19 protein-coding genes are annotated in these 20,837 nt (G+C 63.6%); 6 read left to right on the plus strand and 13 right to left on the minus strand.

Annotation, left to right across the window (positions count from 1 at the left end; all coding sequences use genetic code 11):
* The first annotated feature begins 165 nt into the window (after positions 1–165).
* The 3 genes from NGJ21_RS20580 (at position 166) to NGJ21_RS20590 (ending at position 3,409) form a co-directional block, all read left to right on the plus strand.
* Positions 166–1,380, plus strand: coding sequence for a YeeE/YedE family protein (locus tag NGJ21_RS20580; protein ID WP_251962591.1), 1,215 nt, complete (start codon positions 166–168; stop codon positions 1,378–1,380).
* Positions 1,381–1,489: 109 nt separating this feature from the next.
* Positions 1,490–2,464, plus strand: a complete 975-nt coding sequence (locus NGJ21_RS20585) for a quinone oxidoreductase family protein (RefSeq protein ID WP_251962592.1) — start codon at positions 1,490–1,492, stop codon at positions 2,462–2,464.
* A 24-nt stretch (positions 2,465–2,488) separates the two neighbouring features.
* Positions 2,489–3,409 carry a LysR family transcriptional regulator gene (locus tag NGJ21_RS20590; RefSeq protein ID WP_251962593.1) on the plus strand — a complete coding sequence of 307 codons (921 nt, stop codon included), beginning with the start codon at positions 2,489–2,491 and terminating at the stop codon, positions 3,407–3,409.
* 60 nt (positions 3,410–3,469) lie between these two features.
* Here NGJ21_RS20590 and NGJ21_RS20595 read toward each other — a convergent pair whose 3' ends face one another.
* A complete protein-coding gene (locus tag NGJ21_RS20595; RefSeq protein ID WP_012314670.1) occupies positions 3,470–3,799 on the minus strand; it encodes a hypothetical protein in 330 nt (109 codons plus the stop codon).
* A 75-nt stretch (positions 3,800–3,874) separates the two neighbouring features.
* Positions 3,875–4,525, minus strand: a complete 651-nt coding sequence (locus NGJ21_RS20600; RefSeq protein ID WP_237858529.1) for a DUF998 domain-containing protein — start codon at positions 4,523–4,525, stop codon at positions 3,875–3,877.
* Between the two features lie 223 nt (positions 4,526–4,748).
* Here NGJ21_RS20600 and NGJ21_RS20605 point away from each other — a divergent pair, with 223 nt between their 5' ends.
* Positions 4,749–5,498 (plus strand): FadR/GntR family transcriptional regulator, encoded by a 750-nt coding sequence (locus tag NGJ21_RS20605; RefSeq protein ID WP_115274674.1) that lies wholly within the window; start codon positions 4,749–4,751, stop codon positions 5,496–5,498.
* Between the two features lie 179 nt (positions 5,499–5,677).
* On the opposite strand, the gene NGJ21_RS20610 is transcribed toward NGJ21_RS20605, so the two are convergent.
* The 11 genes from NGJ21_RS20610 to NGJ21_RS20660 all read right to left on the minus strand — a co-directional run bounded on the left by NGJ21_RS20610 (position 5,678) and on the right by NGJ21_RS20660 (position 18,179).
* Positions 5,678–7,258 carry an aldehyde dehydrogenase (NADP(+)) gene (locus NGJ21_RS20610; protein ID WP_251962594.1) on the minus strand — a complete coding sequence of 527 codons (1,581 nt, stop codon included), beginning with the start codon at positions 7,256–7,258 and terminating at the stop codon, positions 5,678–5,680.
* Between the two features lie 117 nt (positions 7,259–7,375).
* On the minus strand, positions 7,376–8,929 hold the full coding sequence (garD, locus tag NGJ21_RS20615) for a galactarate dehydratase (protein ID WP_115274676.1): 1,554 nt from the start codon (positions 8,927–8,929) through the stop codon (positions 7,376–7,378).
* A 76-nt stretch (positions 8,930–9,005) separates the two neighbouring features.
* Positions 9,006–10,367, minus strand: a complete 1,362-nt coding sequence (locus tag NGJ21_RS20620) for an MFS transporter (protein WP_012314665.1) — start codon at positions 10,365–10,367, stop codon at positions 9,006–9,008.
* A 102-nt stretch (positions 10,368–10,469) separates the two neighbouring features.
* Positions 10,470–11,381, minus strand: coding sequence for a 5-dehydro-4-deoxyglucarate dehydratase (gene kdgD, locus NGJ21_RS20625; RefSeq protein WP_046786077.1), 912 nt, complete (start codon positions 11,379–11,381; stop codon positions 10,470–10,472).
* A 380-nt stretch (positions 11,382–11,761) separates the two neighbouring features.
* A complete protein-coding gene (locus tag NGJ21_RS20630; protein WP_115274678.1) occupies positions 11,762–12,571 on the minus strand; it encodes a gamma-glutamyl-gamma-aminobutyrate hydrolase family protein in 810 nt (269 codons plus the stop codon).
* A gap of 303 nt (positions 12,572–12,874) precedes the next feature.
* Positions 12,875–13,657 (minus strand): amino acid ABC transporter ATP-binding protein, encoded by a 783-nt coding sequence (locus tag NGJ21_RS20635; protein WP_115274679.1) that lies wholly within the window; start codon positions 13,655–13,657, stop codon positions 12,875–12,877.
* Between the two features lie 22 nt (positions 13,658–13,679).
* Positions 13,680–14,924, minus strand: coding sequence for an NAD(P)/FAD-dependent oxidoreductase (locus NGJ21_RS20640; RefSeq protein WP_237858526.1), 1,245 nt, complete (start codon positions 14,922–14,924; stop codon positions 13,680–13,682).
* Between the two features lie 15 nt (positions 14,925–14,939).
* Positions 14,940–15,650, minus strand: a complete 711-nt coding sequence (locus tag NGJ21_RS20645) for an ABC transporter permease (RefSeq protein ID WP_046786081.1) — start codon at positions 15,648–15,650, stop codon at positions 14,940–14,942.
* Positions 15,647–16,366, minus strand: a complete 720-nt coding sequence (locus NGJ21_RS20650) for an ABC transporter permease (RefSeq protein ID WP_046786082.1) — start codon at positions 16,364–16,366, stop codon at positions 15,647–15,649. The genes NGJ21_RS20645 and NGJ21_RS20650 overlap by 4 nt, the downstream gene beginning before the upstream one ends.
* A 175-nt stretch (positions 16,367–16,541) precedes the next feature.
* Positions 16,542–17,294, minus strand: a complete 753-nt coding sequence (locus NGJ21_RS20655) for a transporter substrate-binding domain-containing protein (protein ID WP_115274681.1) — start codon at positions 17,292–17,294, stop codon at positions 16,542–16,544.
* A 21-nt stretch (positions 17,295–17,315) separates the two neighbouring features.
* Complete coding sequence (locus NGJ21_RS20660; RefSeq protein ID WP_046786084.1) at positions 17,316–18,179, minus strand: MurR/RpiR family transcriptional regulator; 864 nt, start codon at positions 18,177–18,179, stop codon at positions 17,316–17,318.
* A gap of 142 nt (positions 18,180–18,321) precedes the next feature.
* On the opposite strand from NGJ21_RS20660, the gene NGJ21_RS20665 reads away from it, so the two are divergent.
* Entirely contained in the window at positions 18,322–19,347 is a 1,026-nt protein-coding gene (locus NGJ21_RS20665; RefSeq protein ID WP_119687093.1) for an Ldh family oxidoreductase, read from the plus strand.
* 130 nt (positions 19,348–19,477) lie between these two features.
* Positions 19,478–20,674 (plus strand): amino acid aminotransferase, encoded by a 1,197-nt coding sequence (locus NGJ21_RS20670; RefSeq protein ID WP_251962595.1) that lies wholly within the window; start codon positions 19,478–19,480, stop codon positions 20,672–20,674.
* The last annotated feature ends 163 nt before the right edge of the window (positions 20,675–20,837 follow it).

Below are 20,837 nucleotides of genomic sequence, written 5' to 3' on the forward strand. Positions count from 1 at the left end.
GGTGCGAATGGCCAGGGTGGCTTTTGGGGGCGTCGTATCAGCCTAACAGATGTGCGCACTGCTGAGCGGGCAGCCCGCTGCCACATATGAAAGCCACCCAAAGCAGCATTGATCGAACCCCGGCGCTATAATCGCCCCCCGTTTTACAGTAATCCGAGCATTCCGATGGGTCTTTCCGCAACCGCAACACCCGAACCGCGCCGCCTGGGCGCCCCCTTGATTGCCTTGGCCCTGCTGCTGGCTGGTGCCTGGTTCCTCAACCTCAATGCCGGGTTCAAGCAGGTACTGCTGCTGATCGTCGGCGCCGCCCTGGGGCTGACGCTCTACCACGCAGCATTCGGTTTCACCTCGGCCTGGCGCGTATTCATCAACGAACGACGAGGCACCGGCCTGCGTGCGCAGATGGTCATGCTGACCCTGGCCGTGCTGCTGTTCTTCCCGGCATTGTCGGCTGGCAGCCTGTTTGGCAACCCGGTGACCGGGCTGGTGGCGCCAGCCGGGGTTTCTGTGGTGTTTGGCGCGTTCATCTTCGGTATCGGCATGCAACTGGGCGGCGGTTGTGCCTCGGGCACGCTGTTCACCGTCGGCGGGGGCAACGCCAGAATGCTGGTGACGCTGCTGTTCTTCATCATCGGCTCGGTCACTGCCACGCACCATGCCGACTGGTGGTTCGCCTTGCCATCGTTGCCGGCTACCTCGATCGTCCAGGCCTGGGGGGTAGCGCCGGCGCTGCTGGCCAGCGTGGCAGTGTTCGCGCTGATCGCCTGGGCCACGGTGGTACTGGAAAAGCGCCGCCATGGCGCCCTGGAAGCCCCCGTGAGCAGTGAACACCAGGGCCTGCGACGCTTCATGCGTGGCCCATGGCCGTTGCTGTGGGGCGCTATTGCCCTGGCCTTGCTGAACTACGCCACCCTGGCCTTGGCCGGGCGCCCGTGGGGCATTACCTCCGCATTTGCCCTGTGGGGCGCCAAGACTCTCTCCAGCCTGGGTGTAGACGTCGGCAGCTGGGTGTTCTGGCAGGCGCCGGCCAACGCCAAGGCGCTGGCAGCGCCGCTGTGGCAAGACGTGACCACCGTCATGGACCTTGGCATCGTGCTGGGTGCGCTGCTGGCGGCTGGCCTGGCGGGGCGTTTTGCCCCGAGCCTGAACATCCCGCTTCGCTCGCTGGTAGCCGCAGTGATCGGTGGCCTGCTGCTGGGCTACGGTTCGCGCCTGGCCTATGGCTGCAACATTGGCGCCTACTTCAGCGGCATCGCTTCGGGTAGCGTGCATGGCTGGCTATGGCTGGTTGCCGCCTACACCGGAAACATCATTGGCGTGCGTCTGCGCCCATTGTTCTTTGTCGGTGAGCGCCGGCCAGCGGTGTTGACGGGCTGCTGAAAACACTTTGCTTCATCGGGTGCAGGAATCATCTGCACCCAAGCCGATTGTTCGATTCCTGCCGACTAATTAGCCTGAGTCGGTCTTCCACTCCCTCAAGGAATCGAACATGACGACCCGAATTGTGTTGAGCGCTACCGGCGCTACTGACGTCATGCGCCTGCAACCCCTGCAAATCCAACGGCCAGGGCCTGGCGAGGTCTGGCTGGAGCAAACCGCCATAGGCGTCAATCCGCTGGATGTGCTGCAGCGCCAAGGCGGTGCGCCGCTGCTGCTGCCATCGGGGCTAGGCCTGGAAGGTGCCGGGCGCGTCGTCGCGATGGGTGAGGGTGTACACAATGTTCAGGTCGGCGACCGTGTCGGTTATGCCACAGGCCCTGTGGGCGGCTATGCGAGCGGCCGGTTGTATCCTGCCGAGCGTCTGGTGCATCTGCCGGACGAGGTAAGCGATGAAGCTGCCGCTGCCATCCTGTTCAAGGGTATCACCGCACAATACCTGCTCAAGACGACTTACCCGGTCGGGCCCGGCACCCAGATTCTGCTTTATGGCGCCGCCGGTGCGCTTGGCCAGTTGATGGTACCGTGGGCGCGGCACCTGGGCGCAACGGTGATCGGCGTGGTATCCCGAGCGCAAAGCATGGCGCGCGCGCAGGCAGCGGGTTGCCACCATGTGCTGGTATTCGATGCTGCGAGGCTGGCTGGTCAGGTGCATGAACTCACCCGGGGCCAAGGCGTGGATGTGGTGTATGACAGTGTCGGCAAGGTCTCGCTGCCAGCGTCCCTGGACAGCCTGCGCCTGCGTGGGCTGCTGGTATCGTTCGGTGCGACCACCGGCACCCCGGCAGCGATCGAGGTTGGCACCCTCAACGCTAAAGGCTCGTTGTACGTGACCCGGCCATCGCTGGCCGCCCATACCCGCACAGTGGAGGAGTACCAGCAGCGCGCAGGCGACGTGCTGTCGGCGGTCGCCGAAGGTATCATCCAGCCACGGGTATGGTGCCGCTATCCGTTGGCCGAAGCAGCCAGGGCCCACGAAGACCTGGAGCAGGGGCTGTCGGAAGGGGCGCTGATTCTCACCACCTGACTGACCCAGCCACAGAGCCTTGCCATGGACGCCTTTGACAGCCGCCGCGCCGATGAACTTGCCACCTTGCTGGCCCTGCACGAGCAGGGCTCTTTCTCGGCCGCCGGCCGGCAGTTGGCGCGCCACCCCACGGTATTGTCCAAACGCCTCAGCGCACTGGAACAGCGCCTTGGCATTCGCCTGGTGGAACGCACAACTCGGCAACTGCGCTTCACCGATGAGGGCGAACGCCTGGTGGTGCGAGTGCGCGAGGCCAGCCGGCTGATAACAGAGGCAGAGGAGGAGGCCACCGAGGGTGCGGCGTCGGTGCGCGGGCGCCTGCGCCTGGCCCTACCTGCGGCGATGGGACGGCGTTGGTTGAGCGGCATGCTGGCGGACTTTGTCCTGGCCCATCCGCAGGTGACACTGGAAGCCGAGTATGCCGATCGCTTCGTCGACCTGGTCGGGGAAGGTTTTGATGCCGCCATACGCATCGGTGAACTGGCCGACAACCGCCTGGTGGCCAGCAAGCTTTGTGACCACGTACGCATCCTCTGTGCCTCGCCGGACTACTTGGCGCGCCAAGGCGAACCGGCAAAACCAGAAGACTTGTCAAAACATAATTGCCTGGGATTCAGCGGCTTACGATCATTTCCTGAATGGCGGCTCACCCGTGGAAACCATCAGGTGAGTGTGAAGATCAGTGGGTCATTGCGCAGCAATGACAACGAAGCCCTGTTAGAGGCGGCGCGCCGGGGCGTGGGCATCCTCGCTGGCGGTGACTGGTTGATGGGTGAGGACCTGGCCGCCGGTCGCCTGCTGCGGGTACTTGCGCAATGGGAGTTGGATGCGGCGGCCGGGATCTATCTGGTGCGACCATCGGCACGCTTGAACACGGCCTCGTTGGGGGCGTTCAAGGTATGGGTCGCGGAGCAGTTCAAGGAGGGCCCGCCATGGCGGCGCTAGGGCTGGCCTGCTTCAGATAAAGCATTAAATAAGCTATATAAATTACTGATATATATAGTTTTAGCGCTTTGCAACTGCATGCTGTACGCATTGCTCGTAGTAGGTCTGCTTGATGGCTGCCGGCTTGAGCCGCGAGCGGCTGTTGTACGTCTGTTCAGTGATGCCGAAGGCGGTCATGCGCATCCATGGTTTGGCGAACCGGCGTACTTGAAGTTTCTTTCGCGTGGCATACAAGGTCACACCGGAAAGCTTGGCCTGCTGGGCCTCGGCGGCGATCTGCGACCCCCAGCCACAAACATGGCGGTCGTTCTGGCTCAGCGCTCTGGCCTGGGCGCCGAAGGCAGTCGTGGCCAGCAGGCAGCCGGCCACCATCGCTAGAAATACTCGCATGTTGCTGTCCTAAGCATCTGAAGAAGAACGGAGTTTGCCTTCGCTTAAAGTGCCGGGGGGCCAGTATTTTTCAGGTCAGGTGGTGGCGATGCGCAGGCGATTTGCCAGCGTGGTCCGCAGACTGTGCAGGGCAAGTCCGGTGACCCAGAGCACGGAAACGGCATAGTTCAGCCGTTGAAACAGGCCGAACAGTCGACCGCTCTGCGCCGCCTGGGCCATCAGGACGACAGTGGCTACCGCAGCCACCACACAAATCAGGGAAAATGCCCCTAACGCACGCGAGCCGGCCACGCCTTTCCCGCCCCATACCCAAAGCGCACTGGCCAGGGTCAACGAGAGAAACATCAGCAAGCCGGACGCGTTGTGCAGTTGCTGGGACAGGGAGGGTTGCGCAGGCGCACAGCCTTGATCGCAGGGAAAAAAGCCGGTGCCCAGGCTGCCGAGCCCATGCAGCAATACCAGTGCCGCGCTGGCAAGGGCGAGCTTCGAGCCTCGCCAGCGCCGGGCCAGACCCCAGGCGAACAGGGTAAACAGCACAGCGAGCGGGAAGTTGTTGAGCAGGGGTGACCAGCGTTGGGTTGGGGCGCCCACCGCGCCCAGCTGGCTCATGGCCTGCTGCAGATGATCGTAGCCCGGGTAGGCTTGGGCGGTGAACCAAACGCCAAGCAGCAGCCAGAGCGGGATGATCAGCCCGCAGCAGAGCAGGCAGCGGTCGAAGGTATTCATCAGCGGTTTTCCTTCCATGGAGTGACCAATCGATGCGTATACAGTACCGAGATGGATGCCGTCTGTCCTGGCCTCTTCGCAGGCAGGCCCGCTGCCACACTCCTTATTTCAGGCAACGCTCTATGCCGGCCGCGTTGCGTTGATAAATACCCCGTCGGGTGTATGTGATCGTACAACTGCTTGCGCTATGATGTCGGCTGTCTTTCAAGGTGAAACACAGGGCATGACAGAGCAACAGGTACCGGCAAAGACCCGGCGCAAGCCGCGCAGTCTGGCCCAGGAACTGGTCACGGTGCTGACCGAGCGTATTCGCAGCGGCCAGCTCAAGCGCGGCGACAAGCTGCCGACCGAATCGCAGATCATGGCCGAGGAGGGCGTGAGCCGTACCGTGGTGCGTGAGGCCATCTCGAGGCTGCAGGCCGCCGGGCAGGTCGAGACCCGCCATGGCATTGGCACCTTTGTGCTGGACACGCCTGCCACGGGGGGCTTTCGCATCGACCCGGCCACCGTGGTCACGCTGCGTGAGGTGCTGGCGGTACTGGAGCTGCGCATCGCCCTGGAGATCGAGTCGGCAGGCCTTGCGGCGCAACGGCGCAGCGATGAAGAGCTGGCAGGCATGCGTGCGGCGCTGGACGAACTCAACGAGGGTGCCGCCCATGCCACCGATGCGGTGTCGGCGGACTTCCAGTTCCACCTGCGTATCGCCCAGGCCAGCGGCAACCACTACTTTGCCGACATCATCAACCACCTCGGTACCAGCATCATCCCGCGTACCCGGCTCAACTCGGCACGCCTGGCGCATGATGACCAGGCGCACTACATGGGCCGATTGATGCATGAGCACGAGGCGATCTACGAAGCCATCGCCCGAAGCGACAGCGAAGGGGCCAAGATGGCCATGCGCATGCACCTGAGCAACAGCCGTGAGCGGTTGCGCCAGGCGCATGCGGAGGCTGAGGCGCAAGGGGTTTGAATTCACCGGTGGCTGTGCTGGCCCTATCGCCGGCAAGCCGGCTCCCACAGATACCCCGCTGCTCTCAAGCTCAGCGCTAACCCAGTGGGCGTCGGCTTGCCGGCGACAGGGCCGGTAAATCCAATGCAAGACTCAAAAGAAAGCCCCGCAAATACGGGGCTTTCATCGCATCAGGGCGTTCAGATCGCCCCGTCACTCCACTGCCCATTCACCAACCGGCGCAGGCCCAGCGGGTTGTTGTCACGCAGTGCCTCAGGCAGTAGCGACTGCGGGTAGTTCTGGTAGCACACCGGGCGCAGGAAGCGGTCGATGGCCAGGGTGCCGACGGACGTACCACGGGCATCGGAGGTGGCCGGGTAAGGCCCGCCGTGGACCATGGCGTCGCACACTTCCACACCGGTCGGGTAGCCATTGATCAGGATGCGGCCAACCTTTTCTTCCAGCAGCGGTACCAGCCAGGCAAATGCTTCGAAGTCTTCAGGCTCACCGATCAGCGTAGCGGTCAGCTGGCCGCGCAGGCCGAGCAGGGCGGCGCGCAGCTGCGCGTTGTCCTGAGCCTCGACGGCAACGGTGGTCGGGCCGAACACTTCTTCCTGCAGCAGCGGGTCGGCGTCCACCAGCAAACGGGCATCAGCCTTGAACAGTTGTGCCCGCGCCTGGTTACTTTCCTGAGGCTGGCCTGCCAGGTGTTCGATGCCGGCGTGGGCCTGCAGGTGCTCCAGGCCGCCCACGTAGCTGCGCAGACCACCGGCGTTGAGCAGAGTCTGGCCGGCTTGCTGGTCCAGGTGCTGGCCGAGGTCGGCGAGCAACTGGCTGAACTGTGGCGATTGCAGGCCGATCACCAGGCCCGGGTTGGTACAGAACTGGCCAGCACCCAGGCACACGGAGCCGGCCAGTTCGCGGGCAATGGCGTCGCCACGCTTGGCCAGCGCGCCGGGCAGAATGATCACTGGGTTGATGCTGGACATCTCGGCGAATACCGGGATGGGTTGCGGGCGTTCGGCGGCCATGCGGCACAGTGCATCCCCGCCCTTGAGCGAGCCGGTGAAGCCGACCGCCTGGATGGCCGGATGCTTGACCAGCCACTCACCGACGCCACCACCAAACACCATGTTGAATACGCCCTTGGGCATACCGGTGCGTTCGGCAGCGCGGACGATGGCCGCACCGACCAGGTCGGCCGTGGCCATGTGGCCGCTGTGCGCCTTGAACACCACCGGGCAACCGGCGGCGAAGGCTGCAGCGGTATCACCGCCTGCGGTGGAGAAGGCCAGCGGGAAGTTGCTGGCGCCGAACACGGCGACCGGGCCCACGCCGATGCGCATCTGGCGCAGGTCGACGCGGGGCAACGGCTGGCGTTCGGGCAAGGCCAGGTCGATGCGTGCACCGAGGTAGTCGCCACGGCGCAGCACCTGGGCGAACAGGCGCATCTGACCGCTGGTGCGGCCTCGCTCACCTTGGATGCGCCCGGCGGGCAGGGCGGTTTCACGGCAGACCACGGCGACGAAGGCGTCGTCCAGCTCGTCCAGTTCCGCCGCAATGGCGTCGAGGAACTCGGCACGACGTGCCGGGGCCAGCTGGCGGAATTCGGCAAAGGCCGCTGCCGCCGCTTGGGCCGCCTGATCCACCTCGGCCTCGGTGGCTTGGGCGAAGCTGTAGGGCAGGGCCTCGCCAGTGGTGGCGTCCAGGCTCTGCAGGCGTTGCTCGCCAGCGGCGCTGCGCTGGCCGGCGATGAAGTTGTGGCCAAGAATCTCAGGCATGGTGTGCTCCTGTGTGTGGAAGGGTTGATCAGTGGGTGTCGCATGACCTGTGCAAGCCGGCAAGCTGGCTCCCACAGGCGGGCGTGTGCCATTGAAGTACCGGGCAAGGCCGAACCATCAGGTGATTGGCGCCGGATTGAACAGGGTGATGTCGTTGTGCAGCCGGTGTTGTTCTGCCCAGGTCTGCTTGCGGCCGCTGGCCACGTCCAGGTAGTAGTGGAACAACTCCCAGCCCAATTCCTCGATGCTTGAGCGGCCACTGGCGATGCGCCCGGCGTCGATGTCGATCAGGTCCGGCCAGCGTTGGGCCAGTTCGGTACGGGTGCACACCTTGACGACCGGCGCCATGGCCAAGCCGTACGGGGTACCGCGGCCAGTGGTGAATACGTGCAGGTTCATCCCGGCCGCCAGCTGCAGGGTGCCGCAGACAAAGTCGCTGGCGGGCGTTGCGCAGAAGATCAGGCCCTTGCGGTTTACCCGCTCGCCCGGCCCGAGCACGCCCTGGATGGCGCCACTGCCGGACTTGACGATCGAGCCCAGGGATTTTTCGACGATATTGGACAGGCCGCCTTTCTTGTTGCCTGGCGTGGTGTTGGCGCTGCGGTCGGCCGCACCTTGCTGCAGGTAGCGGTCGTACCAGTCCATTTCGCGCACCAGCGCATCCGCGACTGCCTGGTTTTCAGCGCGGGAGGTAAGCATGTAGATGGCGTCGCGCACCTCGGTCACTTCCGAGAACAGCACAGTAGCGCCGGCCCGCACCAGCAGGTCGGCGGCATAGCCCAGCGCCGGGTTGGCGGTGATGCCGGAGAATGCATCGCTGCCGCCACACTGCATGCCCAGGATCAGCTCACTGGCCGGTACGGTCTCGCGGCGGCGCTTGTCGAGCTTCTGCAAGCGCGTCTCGGCCAGGCCCATGATCTGCTCGATCATTTCAGTGAAACCAAGGCTGGCATCCTGCAGGCGATACAGCCAGGGCTCGCTGAGGTCTACCGAAGGGTCGTTGTCGTGCATCACCTGGCCGGCCTGCAGTTTCTCGCAGCCCAGGCTGATGACCAGCGCTTCGCCACCCAGGTTGGGGTTGCGTGCCAGGTTGCGCACGGTGCGGATCGGGATGTAGGCATCACGGGCGTTGATCGCCACGCCGCAGCCATAGCTGTGGGTGAGGGCGACCACGTCATCGACATTGGGGTATTTGGGCAGCAATTCGCTGCGGATGCGCTTGACTGCATGCTCCAGCACACCGGTCACACACTGAACGGTGGTGGTGATGCCCAGGATGTTGCGGGTACCGACGGTGCCGTCAGCATTGCGGTAGCCCTCGAAGGTGAAGCCATCCAGCGCAGGCAGGGGCGCAGGTACGGCATCGCAGCGCGGCAGGCTGTCCAGTTCCGGGGCAGACGGCATGGCCAGTTGGCTCTCCTGCACCCAGCTGCCCTGGCGCAAGTCTTCCAGGGCGTAACCGATGATCTGCCCATAGCGCCGCACCGGCTCGCCCTTGGCGATCCGTACGGTGGCCACTTTGTGGCTCTGCGGCACGCCTTCTACAAGGGTCAGCCCATCGGGGAAGCGCGCGCCTTCGCCCAGGCCGCCATCGTTGACCACTACCACGACGTTATCGTCGTCGTGCAGGCGGACGTAGCGGGGCGAGTCGGAATGTTCGATCAACTGCATGTTCGGGCCCTGTTTGTGATGGTCTCAGGCTTTGTACATCCGCCCGCACCGGGATTGCCGGCGCGGGCGTGTTCACTCAGTGACGTGCGCTGGCCAGTTCGCCCGGGGCGGCAGGCTCAGCGTCTGGCTTTGCATCCTCACGCAACTCGATACGCTTGATCGGCCCGACGATGACCAGGTAGCTGAACACCGCTACCAGGGCGTTGGCGCCCACGTACACCAGCGCCCACTTGAAGGAGCCGGTTGCGCTGATGATGTAACCAATGACGATCGGGGTGGTGATCGAAGCAATGTTGCCGAAGGTGTTGAACAGGCCGCCGGACAGCCCTGCGATCTGCTTGGGCGAGGTATCGGCGACCACGGCCCAGCCCAGTGCGCCGATGCCCTTGCCGAAGAAGGCCAGGGTCATGAAGCCGACCACCATCCATTCCGCCTCGACATAGTTGCAGAAGACCATGGTGGTCGACAGCAGCAGGCCACAGACGATCGGCAGCTTGCGCGAGAAGGTCAGCGAGTTGCCGCGGCGCAGCAGCCAGTCAGACAGTACCCCACCGAGCACTCCGCCGATGAAGCCGCAGATTGCCGGCAGCGAGGCGATGATGCCCGCCTTGAGGATGGTCATGCCGCGCTCCTGCACCAGGTACACCGGGAACCAGGTCAGGAAGAAGTAGGTGATGGCGTTGATGCAGTACTGGCCCAGGTACACGCCCAGCAGCATACGGCTGGTCAGCAGTTGCTTGATGTACCCCCATTTCGGGCCGTCGTTGCCGCGCTTCTGGTCCATGTCCACCAGGCCGCCGTTCTGCTCGATGTGCTCGAGTTCTTGCGGGCTGATGCGCGGGTGTTGGCGCGGGTTGTAGATGGTCTTCAGCCACACCATGGAGAACACGATACCCAGTGCACCCATCACCACGAATACGTGTTCCCAGCCGAAGCTGAACACGATCCAACCCATGATCGGGGCGAACAGTGCGGTGGCGAAATACTGCGCGGAGTTGAAGATCGCCGATGCTGTGCCGCGTTCTGCCGTGGGGAACCAGGCCGCAACGATGCGGGCGTTACCCGGGAACGATGGTGCTTCGGCAAAACCAACCAGAAAACGCAGGGTGAACAAGGTGACGACCGCCCAAGCCACTGGCAGGCCGCCGACAAAACCCTGCAGCAGGGTGAACAGCGACCAGGTGAAAATGCTGAAGGCGTAGACATTCTTGGAGCCGAAGCGGTCCAGCAGCCAGCCACCAGGAATCTGGCCGGCAACGTAAGCCCATCCAAAGGCGGAGAAGATATAACCGAGGGTTACGGCGTCAATGCCGAGGTCCTTCTGCAGGCTGGAGCCTGCAATGGCGATGGTGGCGCGGTCGGCATAGTTGATCGTGGTCACCAGGAACAGCATGAACAGGATCAGGTAGCGCACATGCGTCTTTTTAGTCGCTTGCATGCTGGTAATACTCCCACTAGTTATTTTTGTGCGGGCTCACGAGTTGTAGCCGGAGTGGGGTGGCCCACTCCGGGTGCGGCGATGGCAGGCCGCGGGGGCCGCTTATTGCGGGCCCATCTTGTCCATCAGGGCTGCGAGCATTTCGTATTCTTCGCCAGTCAGGTCGGTCAGCGGCGTGCGCACCGGGCCTGCGTCGTAACCGGCGATCTTCGCGCCTGCCTTGACGATGCTCACGGCATAACCGGCCTTGCGGTTGCGGATGTCCAGGTACGGCAGGAAGAAGTCGTCAATCAGCTTGCCAACGGTGGCGTGATCGTCGCGGGCGATGGCGTGGTAGAAGTCCATCGCGGTCTTCGGAATGAAGTTGAACACCGCCGAGGAGTACACCGGCACACCCAGGGCTTTGTAAGCGGCAGCATACACCTCGGCGGTCGGCAGGCCACCCAGGTAGCTGAAACGGTCACCCAGGCGGCGACGGATCGACACCATCAGTTCGATGTCACCCAGGCCGTCCTTGTAGCCGATCAGGTTAGGGCAGCGTTCGGCAAGCTTTTCCAGCAGGTCGGCGTTCAGGCGGCAAACGTTGCGGTTGTATACCACCACCCCGATGTTGACCGATTTGCACACCGCTTCGACGTGGGCGGCGACACCGTCCTGGCTGGCTTCGGTCAGGTAGTGCGGCAGCAATAGCAGGCCCTTGGCACCCAAGCGCTCGGCTTCCTGTGCGTATTCGATGGCCTGGCGGGTGGAGCCACCGACGCCGGCGAGGATCGGTACAGACGTGGCGCAGGTGTCGACGGCGGTCTTGATTACCTGGCTGTACTCGCTGGCGGCCAGGGAGAAGAACTCACCGGTGCCACCGGCGGCGAACAGGGCGCTGGCACCGTACGGGGCAAGCCATTCCAGGCGCTTGATGTAGCCGGCCTGGTTGAAGTCGCCCTGGGCATTGAAGTCGGTGACCGGGAAAGACAGCAGCCCGTGGGAGAGGATGGATTTCAGTTCTTGTGGATTCATTGTTATTGGCATCCTGTGGCGCTTGGGTGAAGGGTGTTGTTTTGCGTTGGAGGTAAGTTATCGTACAACTAGCGTGATGACTAGTCCATCCGTGGAAAATTTTTGGGGCACGTGGCCAATCGGGGATTTGTGGTGGGGCGGAATCGCGCGCGGCTCGGGATTGTAGGGCGCGGCGTCGCGCGATATCCCAGGCGCAGAAAACCTGACGACAACCATCTAAACAGTCATCGTATCTCTCGGGAGGGGAAAAACGATCGCGGAGACAGGCGCAAGCCCGCCGCCCGCATCCACGGGAAGTGTTCTGGGACCAGCAGAGGGTGACCGGGGAAGCGGGGGGCGGCCTTGCGCCGCCCCGCGATCAAAACTGACGAAGCTGAGTGTCAGGCGGCCTGTTGGCGCTTGATCTGGGATTTGCGCACCTGGGCGCGGCAGGCATCGCCGAAGGCCTGGAAGATCTTGATCGAATCAGGGTTCTTGGCCGCTTGCCACTCCGGGTGCCACTGTACAGCGAACAGGAACGGCGAAATGCTCGGGGCGTGAATCGCTTCGACCAGGCCGTCTTCGGCGTGGGCGATCGGTTCGATGCCTGTACCCAGGGTGCGCAGGCCCTGGCCATGCAGCGAGTTGACGCGGATCTCGTCGGTGCCAAGGGCGTCGTGCAGCCAGCTGCCCGGCTTGATCTTCACGCCATGCACCTGAGCGTATTGCACGTCGACCGGATCTTCCGGGTTTTCCCGGTGGTCGTTGAAGCCTGGTTCGGCGTAAACCTTCTGATAAATGTCGCCGCCCAGGGCGACGTTGATTTCCTGCATGCCGCGGCAGATGCCGAAGATGGGCAGGCCACGTTTAAGCGCGGCCTTGACCAGCGGAATATCGAACAGGTCGCGGTTGACGTCCTGGCCTTTGCCTGGTGTCTGGTTTTCCTGGCCATACAGGCTCGGCTCGATGTTGCTGCCGGCACCGGTCAGGTATACGCCGTCGGCCATGTCCAGATAGGTCTCGAGGTCTTCGGTGCCACAGCAGGTGGGCACAAGTACCGGGACGCAATCAGCGAAATCGACCAGCGGGGTGATGTATTTGTGGGTCATGACCTGGTAGTCATGGCCTTTGCGCTCTTGGCTGCCCATGGTCATCAGGACGACGGGTTTGCGCAGGGAAGGTTGCTTGTTGCCAATGTTGCTGTTGGACATATGTCACCTTATGGCAGGTTCGACCTGCCGTTGTTGTGCAGGTGCACGGCGCGGGGCCTGGTGTGCTACCTGAAGCCCCGAGCACTGCCGGCTCGTCAGAGGCGACGATGCCGGTCGGGGCTTGTAGATAGCTTGCCAGAGCCGTTCGATATGTCAAACGACTGAAATGGGCTGAAGCGCCTGAATTCGGGGGCTGAAACCCTTGCGAGCCTCAGGCGGCAAGGGTTTGACAGGGGGCGAGGTCAATTATATTTAACGACGCAGTTGGGTCATTGCAGCCGTGCAATGAAGGGGGCAGTGGCTTCAATGAAGGATCTGCGCCAGAAAACTTTTGGCACGTGCAGTGCGCGGCTGGTTGAAGAACACCTGCGGCGGGCTGTCTTCGATGATCTGCCCGCCTTCAAGGAACAGCACCCGCTCGGCAACCTGCCTGGCAAAGCCCATTTCATGGGTAACACAGAGCATGGTCATGCCGGTGCCCGCCAGTTGTACCAATACATCCAGCACTTCAGCGACCATTTCCGGGTCCAGCGCCGAGGTCGGCTCGTCGAACAGCATGATCCGCGGCTTCATGCACAAGGCGCGGGCGATCGCCACCCGCTGCTGCTGGCCGCCAGAGAGCTGGCTGGGGTATTTGTGCGCCTGGCTTTCGATGCCGACCTTGCTCAGGTACATCCGCGCACGCTCCTCGGCGTCCTTGCGGGACAGGCCTCGTACGCTGGTGGGGGCCAGCAGGCAGTTGTCGAGCACGCTCATGTGCGGGAACAGGTTGAAGTGCTGGAACACCATGCCGATGTCGCTGCGTACCTGGGCGGCCTGGCGCGTGTTGCCGGCCAGATCGGTGCCAGCTACCTGGACGCTGCCTTGTTCGGCAATTTCCAGGCGGTTGATGCAACGGATCAAGGTGGACTTGCCGGAGCCGGAGGGGCCGCACAGCACGATGCGTTCACCTTCGCGCACCTGCAGGTCGATGTCGCGCAATACATGGAAAGCGCCATAGTGCTTGTTCAGGCCCTCGATGCGGATCAGCACCGGGCGTGGGTCGTTTTCAGGGGCAAGGCTGGCAACGCTCAAAGGGGCGGTCATGTTGTTGTTCTCCCGCGTGGTGTCAGTTGAAACGTGCCGCGCTGTAAGGCGCAGGGTCGGTGAAAGGGCGCTCGCCGGTCAGCAGTTCAGCCACCAGGCGACCGCTGACCGGGCCCAGCGTCAGGCCGTGGTGCGCGTGGCCGAAGTTGAACCACAGGCCCTTGTGCCGTGGCGCCGGGCCGATCACGGGGCGCATGTCCGGCAGGCAGGGGCGACGGCCCAGCCAGGGGGTGTCGTCCAGGCGCTCACCCAGTGCAGGGAACAATGTGCGCGCCAGCGCTTCGCAGCGCTTGAGCTGAATTTCGTTGCCTGGGGCGCTGCTGGCGGCGAACTCGATGCCGGTGGTAAGGCGTATGCCGGCGGCCATCGGCGCCAGTACGTAGCCGCCCTGGGTGTCGCAGATCGAGTGCTGCAACTGAGCGCCGTCACGGGTGGCGTAGTGCATGTGGTAGCCGCGCTTGATACCCAGCGGGATCGTGTAGCCCAGGCGCTCATAAAGGTCGGCCGACTGTGGCCCAAGGCACGCCACCACTTCGTCGGCGGTGACTGGCCCGCGCTGGCTTTCGACCCGCCATTGGCTGCCGACCTGGCGCAGGCTGCGCGCATCACCGTGCAGGAACTGCCCGCCGCGCTGGACGAACAGCGCAGCATAACCACGGGTGAGGGCGCCGGGGTCGTTCACGGTCTTGGGGTCGAGCCAATGGATGCCGCCGACTACGGTGCTGTCGAGCTGGTGCTCGCGTGCCTGCAGTTGCCCGCGTTCGAGCAGTTCGTAGTGCAGGCCATAGCGCGCAAGGCCCTTGACCTCGGCCTTGGCCTGTTCGAACAGCCCCGGGTCGCGGTACACCTCGATCCAGCCCTTGGCCTGCACCAGCCCTTCGAGGCCGGCGGCGGCGATCAGGGCGTCGTGCTCTTCTACGCAGCGTTGTACCAGCGGCAGCATGTCGGCCGCGGCCCCGGCCAGCCGCCCCGGTGCCGACTGCCGCCAGTAGCGCAGCAACCAGGGCGCGGCCTTGGGCAAGTGCAGCAGGCTGTAGCGCACGTCCGGCTGGCGGTTGAGGCCATAGCGCAGCAGCTTGCCGAATTGGCGGGGGAACGCATAGGGGATGACGCTAGAGCGTTCGATCAGCCCGGCGTTGCCATGGCTGGTGCCGCACCCGGGTTCATTTCGGTCGATCAGGATTACCTGGCGCCCGCGTGCCTGCAGATGCAGCGCGGTGCTGACGCCGACGATACCGGCGCCCAGGACAACGGTCTGGCAATGCATGATTGTATCCTTCGGTCAGTTCAGGTGGCGGCCCAGGCGGGCCTCCAGGTGTTTCAGCAGGCGCCGCACCAGTTCGACGATCACCAGGTAGAGGACGGCGGCCCACAGGTAGATCTGGAAGTCGAAGCTGCGCGAGAACGCCAATTTGGTCACGCCCATCAGGTCGTAGATGGTCACCAGCGAGGCGATGGCGCTGGCCTTGATCATCAGGATCAGTTCGTTGCCCAGCGGGCCGATGGCCACCAGCAACGATTGCGGCAAGATGACCTTGAAGAAGGTGGTGGAGCGTTTGAGGTTCAGAGCCCTGGCTGCTTCATACTGCCCTGGCGCCACGGCCATCAGGCTGCCGCGGAAGATTTCGGCCTGGTAGGCGGCCGTGTTCAGGGTGAAGGCCAGCAGGGTGCAGAGCCAGGCTTCGCGGAAGAACCACCAGAGGCCGACGTCCTGCCAGAACCCCTTCAACGACCCAAGCCCGTAGTACAGCAGGAACAGTTGTGCCAGCAGGGGGGAGCCACGGAAGAAATAGATGTAGCCGGCCGCCAGGCGCTGCAGCGGCAGGTTGCGCGACATCCGGGCCAGCGCCAGCAGCAGGCCGAGCATGGCGCCGAGGGTGAAGGAAATCGCTACCAGCTTGGCAGTTACCAGCAGCCCGTCGATGAACCGTGGCCCGTAGCGCTCCAGCAGGTCGGGGTCCAGTACCAGGCTCAGCCATTGTTCGGCACTCATGCGCGTGCTCCTTGCAGGTGGCGGTTGCTGCGCCGTTCGATGTAGGCGAACACCCGCCCCGATAGCGCCGAGAACAGCAGGTAACCCAGGCAGGCCACCCCGTAGAAGAACATCGGCTCTTTGGTCACGCTGACCGCAAGGTTGGTCTGGCGCATCAGGTCGACCAGCGAGATGGTCGATACCAGCGAGGTATCCTTGAGCAACGACAGCCAGTTGTTGGAGAGCCCCGGCAGGGCGATGCGCGTCAGTTGTGGCAGTACCACCTTGAAGAAGGCGGTGCGCTTGCCCAGGCCCAGTGCCGCACAGGCCTCCAGCTGGCCTTTGGGCAGGGTCTTGAAAGCAGCCAGCCAGATCTCGCTGGAAAAGGCGGCGAACACCAGGCTGAAAGCGATCATCGCCGCGAGGAACGTATTGATCAGGAACTCACCTTGATAGCCCATGGCGGCCAGCAGTTGCTGTGCGGCGATCTGGCAACCGTAATAGATGATCAGCAGGGTCAGCAGCTCGGGCAGGCCGCGGAACACGGTGGAAAATGTGGTTGACCAGGCACGCGGCAGGCGCTTGCGCGAGCGCGCCGCCAGGGCCACGACAAGGCCCAGTGGCAAGCCGATGGGCAGGCAGGCGAGGGCCAGTGACACGGTCACCAGCGCGCCTGCCAGCAGCGCCTGGCCCCAGCCACCACTGGCGAAGGACAGCAAGGACAATTGATCGAGCATGACATATCCCTAGAATTGACTGCTCCACGCGCGAGCGCTGTAGGAGCGGCCTTGCGTCGCGAAAGGGCTGCGCAGCAGCCCCACAGGTTCTGGTGGCGCTGCACAAGCCTGGGGCCGCTTTGCGGTCCTTTCGCGACACAAGGCCGCTCGGGAGAGCGCGTCGTTGCAGGCGGAATCAGTTGTAGATATCGAAGTCGAAGTACTTGCTGGCGATTTTCTGGTAGGTACCGTTGGCGACGATTTGCGCCAACGCGGTATTCAGCCGCTGGCGCAGTGCTTCATCGTCCTTGCGCACGGCGATGGCGGCATTAGCCTTGGTGCCGGCCACGTCACCCAGCACCTTGCAGCATTCCTGGCCGTTCTTGTTCATCCACTCGTGCAGCGGGAACTTGTCGGCGATCACCCCGTCCAGGCGGCCGGCGGCGAGGTCGGCATTGGCCTCGTCCATGGTCGGGTAGAGCTTCACGTCAGCGCCCGCCTTGGCATACACATCTTCGGCATAGATCGCCTGGGTCGAGGACGACTGGGCACCCACCGTGTAGCCTTCGAAGGTGTTCTGCGCATCACTGATCTTGCTGTCCTTGGCCACGGCGACGGTCAGCGGCGTGCGGTAGTAATGGTCGGTGAAGGCGATTTTCTTGCGGCGCTCCTCGGTATCGATCATCGAAGCCACCACCGCATCGTACTTGCGTGCCATCAAGGCCGGGATGATGCCTTCCCAGTCTTGCGCCACCAGGGTGCACTCGACTTTCATCTGCTCGCACAGGGCGTGGGTGATGTCGATGTCAAAACCGTGCAACTGGTTGTCGGCATCCACATAGTTGAAGGGCGGGTAGGCCCCTTCGGTGGCGAAGCGCAGGGTTTCGGCGCTGGCGTTAGCCGCCAGCAGCAGGGCACATGCACCCACCATAGCCATGGTCTTGTTCATCTCGCACCTCTTGCACTCTTGCTATTGTTGTTTTCCCGTCGTGTAGCCGACGAATTCGTTATGTAGAGCGGCAGTCGCTTCCAAGCGTTTTTCAACATCAGGCCCGAGCTTCTTGCAGACCTCGTTGACCATCAGGTGCACCCACGACAGCATTGCCGAGGTGGACTCCCAGAACAGATTGAATTCGGTGGGGATGCGGAACACCTCGTCGGCATTGGCATCGGCCCAGTCGCAGAAGGTGTCGGTCACCAGCGTGACCGGGATACCGGCCTGGCGTGCCTTCTGGCACAGCAGCAAGGCATGGCGGGAATAACGGCGTGCCTCGAACACCACCAGCGCGCTGTTTTCCGGGCGCCCGAGCAGCACCTCGCCGAAGTGCCCGGCACTGCCATCGACCACCTGGACGCCGTCGCGCAGGTAGTGCAGCAGGTGGGCCATGCACTGGGCCACACCACGCTCGGTCTGAAAACCGGCAATGAATACCCGCGGCCTGTCTGCCAGGCGCTGGGCGGCTATGTGCCAGGCCTCGCTGCGGCTGTATTCGTGCACCCGTACCAACGCGGCAATTTCCAGCTCAAGGCTGCCTGCGCGGGTGTTGTCGTCGTGCTGCTGGCGGTATTCCTGCAGGCGGTCTCCCACCAGCCATGGGCCATCACCCAGGTCGCTCTGAAGGTCTTGCTTGAGCGCCTTGAGATGGGCATAACCGAGTGAGCGGCAGAAACGCCCGACACTGGATTCGCTGACGCCGAGCTTGGCGGCAATGCTGGCTGAGGTCTGGAACGGCAATTCCTGGAGATTGGCGAGCATGTAGCTGGCGATCTTGTGGCCTGAAGCAGTCGCGGCTTGCAGGCTGTGTTCCAGGCGTTGTTTGATCGGTTGGCTCATGCTGTTGCTCCAGGCGAGGCGTGAATAGAAAATGAATGTTTTCTGTCATGGAGTCAACATTTGACAGATAGCTGTCACATGCGGGAAAGTTTTTGTCGCGGCCCACGCTGTTGCCATTCCAATTCCAAGAAAGGAGCTTCAGATGTCTGCACCTTCCACCCACCCCGTCGTGCGCATGCCTTTTGCCGAACTGCAGGGGTTGTTGCAATCGATCTTCCAGCGTCACGGCTGCAGTGCAGCGGTGGCCGGCGTGCTCGCCCACAATTGCGCCAGCGCTCAGCGCGATGGTGCCCATAGCCACGGGGTGTTTCGTATGCCTGGCTATGTCTCGACCCTGGCCAGCGGCTGGGTGAACGGTTGTGCCATACCGCAGGTGACTGACGTGGCGGCGGGCTTTGTTCGGGTAGACGCTGGCGGGGGCTTTGCCCAGCCGGCCCTGGCCGCGGCGCGTGCAATGCTGGTCGAGAAGGCCCGCAGTGCCGGCATCGCGGTACTGGCGATTCACAACTCCCACCATTTCGCAGCGCTGTGGCCCGATGTGGAGCCGTTTGCCGATGAGGGCCTGGTAGCCCTGAGCGTGGTCAACAGCATGACCTGTGTCGTGCCACACGGTGCGCGCAAGCCGTTGTTCGGCACCAACCCGATTGCCTTTGCCGCGCCGTGTGCGGGGCACGACCCTATCGTTTTTGACATGGCCACCAGCGCCATGGCCCATGGTGACGTGCAGATCGCTGCGCGGGCTGGACAGCAGCTGCCGGAGGGCATGGGCGTGGACGCCGATGGCCAGCCGACCACCGACCCCAAGGCCATCCTGGAAGGCGGTGCGCTGCTGCCCTTCGGCGGGCACAAGGGCTCGGCACTGTCGATGATGGTCGAGTTGCTGGCGGCGGCGCTGACCGGTGGGCATTTCTCTTGGGAATTCGACTGGGCGAGCCACCCTGGGGCGAAAACGCCGTGGACCGGGCAACTGATCATCGTCATCGACCCGAGCAAAGCCGAAGGCGACCGGTTTGCGCAGCGCAGCCGGGAGCTGGTCGAGCAGATGCAGGCGGTGGGGTTGTCGCGTATGCCGGGCGAGCGGCGCTACCGGGAGCGGGAAATTGCACAGCGTGAAGGGGTGGCGGTGACTGAGGTTGAGCTGCAGGAGCTCAAGGCGCTGGCCAGCTGACACGCTGCAAATGCCCGCTGTGCAATCTTGCATAGACAACCTTGCACAATAGGTGATGTTCCTGCCCGCCGAGTCCGGGTATCCTCACCTGAGCCTTTCCGAACTGTCCTGATCCAAGGAGCTGCACGCTGTGTTCAAACATGTCGATGCCTATGCCGGCGACCCGATCCTCTCGTTGATGGAAACCTTCAAGGCCGACCCGCGCGCCGACAAGGTCAACCTGAGTATCGGCCTTTATTACGATGAGGCCGGCGTGGTGCCGCAGCTCAAAGCGGTGGATGCGGTTGAAAAACGCATCGCCGGCGTGGCCCACGAGGCTTCGCTGTACCTGCCGATGGAAGGCCTGGCCAGCTACCGCCAGGCGATCCAGGCACTGCTGTTCGGTGCCGATCACCCAGCCGTCACCGGCAAGCGCGTGGCGACCGTGCAGACCGTCGGCGGCTCCGGCGCGCTCAAGGTCGGCGCCGATTTCCTCAAGCGTTACTTCCCTGCCTCCGAAGTCTGGGTCAGCAACCCGACCTGGGACAACCACCGCGCCATCTTCGAAGGTGCCGGGTTCAAGGTGCACAGCTATCCGTACTTCGACCAGGCCAGCCGTGGCGTGGACTTCGATGGCATGCTGGCGACTTTGCAGACCCTGCCGGCCAACAGCGTCGTGCTGCTGCATCCGTGCTGCCATAACCCCACCGGTGCCGACCTTACCCAGGACCAGTGGCAGCACGTGGTGGAAGTGGTCAAGGCGCGCCAACTGATTCCGTTCCTCGACATCGCCTACCAAGGCTTCGGCGAGGGCCTGGTGGAAGACGCCTACGCCATCCGCGAAATGGCCCGTGCCGGCGTACCGTGCCTGGTCAGCAACTCGTTCTCGAAGATCTTCTCGCTGTATGGCGAGCGGGTAGGGGGCCTGTCGGTGGTCTGCGACGATGAAGACACCACCCAAAGCGTGCTTGGCCAGCTCAAGGCAACTGTGCGCCGCAACTACTCCAGCCCGCCCAACTTCGGCGCACAGCTGGTAGCCGGTGTGCTGGGCGATGCTGCGCTGAATGCGCAGTGGGCCGCTGAAGTCGAGGTGATGCGCAAGCGCATCCTCGATATGCGCCAGGCCCTGGTCGATGCGCTGGCCGTGTTGCTGCCAGGCCAGGACTTCCAGTTCTTCCTGCGCCAGCGTGGCATGTTCAGCTACACAGGTTTCAGCGTCGAGCAGGTCCGCCGCCTGCGCGACGAGTTCGGTGTGTACCTGATCGACAGCGGCCGGGTGTGCATGTCCGGCCTGCGCCCGGCCAACCTGCAACGGGTTGCCGAGGCGTTCGCTGCCGTTCAGAAGTAACACCGCACAGTGCCGCTCCTGCAAGGCTTCGCGAACGTCTGAGCGGCCTTGCCGGGGCGCCGGACCGGTCGGAAAGGGCCGCAAGGCGGCCCCATAGTGCAACCTCGCTTGTAAAGACAAGTGCAACCGTCCCTCGGGCGGGGCTTCGCAACCGCCCACTTTC

Origin of the sequence: Pseudomonas sp. Marseille-Q5299, from assembly GCF_943737035.1 — a bacterium.
GTDB lineage: Bacteria > Pseudomonadota > Gammaproteobacteria > Pseudomonadales > Pseudomonadaceae > Aquipseudomonas > Aquipseudomonas putida_E.

Coding starts and splice junctions, on each gene's coding strand:
- NGJ21_RS20580 (WP_251962591.1), top strand. CDS start 166: ATGGGTCTTTCCGCAACCGCAACACCCGAACCGCGCCGCCTGGGCGCC.
- NGJ21_RS20585 (WP_251962592.1), top strand. CDS start 1,490: ATGACGACCCGAATTGTGTTGAGCGCTACCGGCGCTACTGACGTCATG.
- NGJ21_RS20590 (WP_251962593.1), top strand. CDS start 2,489: ATGGACGCCTTTGACAGCCGCCGCGCCGATGAACTTGCCACCTTGCTG.
- NGJ21_RS20595 (WP_012314670.1), bottom strand. CDS start 3,799: ATGCGAGTATTTCTAGCGATGGTGGCCGGCTGCCTGCTGGCCACGACT.
- NGJ21_RS20600 (WP_237858529.1), bottom strand. CDS start 4,525: ATGAATACCTTCGACCGCTGCCTGCTCTGCTGCGGGCTGATCATCCCG.
- NGJ21_RS20605 (WP_115274674.1), top strand. CDS start 4,749: ATGACAGAGCAACAGGTACCGGCAAAGACCCGGCGCAAGCCGCGCAGT.
- NGJ21_RS20610 (WP_251962594.1), bottom strand. CDS start 7,258: ATGCCTGAGATTCTTGGCCACAACTTCATCGCCGGCCAGCGCAGCGCC.
- garD (WP_115274676.1), bottom strand. CDS start 8,929: ATGCAGTTGATCGAACATTCCGACTCGCCCCGCTACGTCCGCCTGCAC.
- NGJ21_RS20620 (WP_012314665.1), bottom strand. CDS start 10,367: ATGCAAGCGACTAAAAAGACGCATGTGCGCTACCTGATCCTGTTCATG.
- kdgD (WP_046786077.1), bottom strand. CDS start 11,381: ATGAATCCACAAGAACTGAAATCCATCCTCTCCCACGGGCTGCTGTCT.
- NGJ21_RS20630 (WP_115274678.1), bottom strand. CDS start 12,571: ATGTCCAACAGCAACATTGGCAACAAGCAACCTTCCCTGCGCAAACCC.
- NGJ21_RS20635 (WP_115274679.1), bottom strand. CDS start 13,657: ATGACCGCCCCTTTGAGCGTTGCCAGCCTTGCCCCTGAAAACGACCCA.
- NGJ21_RS20640 (WP_237858526.1), bottom strand. CDS start 14,924: ATGCATTGCCAGACCGTTGTCCTGGGCGCCGGTATCGTCGGCGTCAGC.
- NGJ21_RS20645 (WP_046786081.1), bottom strand. CDS start 15,650: ATGAGTGCCGAACAATGGCTGAGCCTGGTACTGGACCCCGACCTGCTG.
- NGJ21_RS20650 (WP_046786082.1), bottom strand. CDS start 16,366: ATGCTCGATCAATTGTCCTTGCTGTCCTTCGCCAGTGGTGGCTGGGGC.
- NGJ21_RS20655 (WP_115274681.1), bottom strand. CDS start 17,294: ATGAACAAGACCATGGCTATGGTGGGTGCATGTGCCCTGCTGCTGGCG.
- NGJ21_RS20660 (WP_046786084.1), bottom strand. CDS start 18,179: ATGAGCCAACCGATCAAACAACGCCTGGAACACAGCCTGCAAGCCGCG.
- NGJ21_RS20665 (WP_119687093.1), top strand. CDS start 18,322: ATGTCTGCACCTTCCACCCACCCCGTCGTGCGCATGCCTTTTGCCGAA.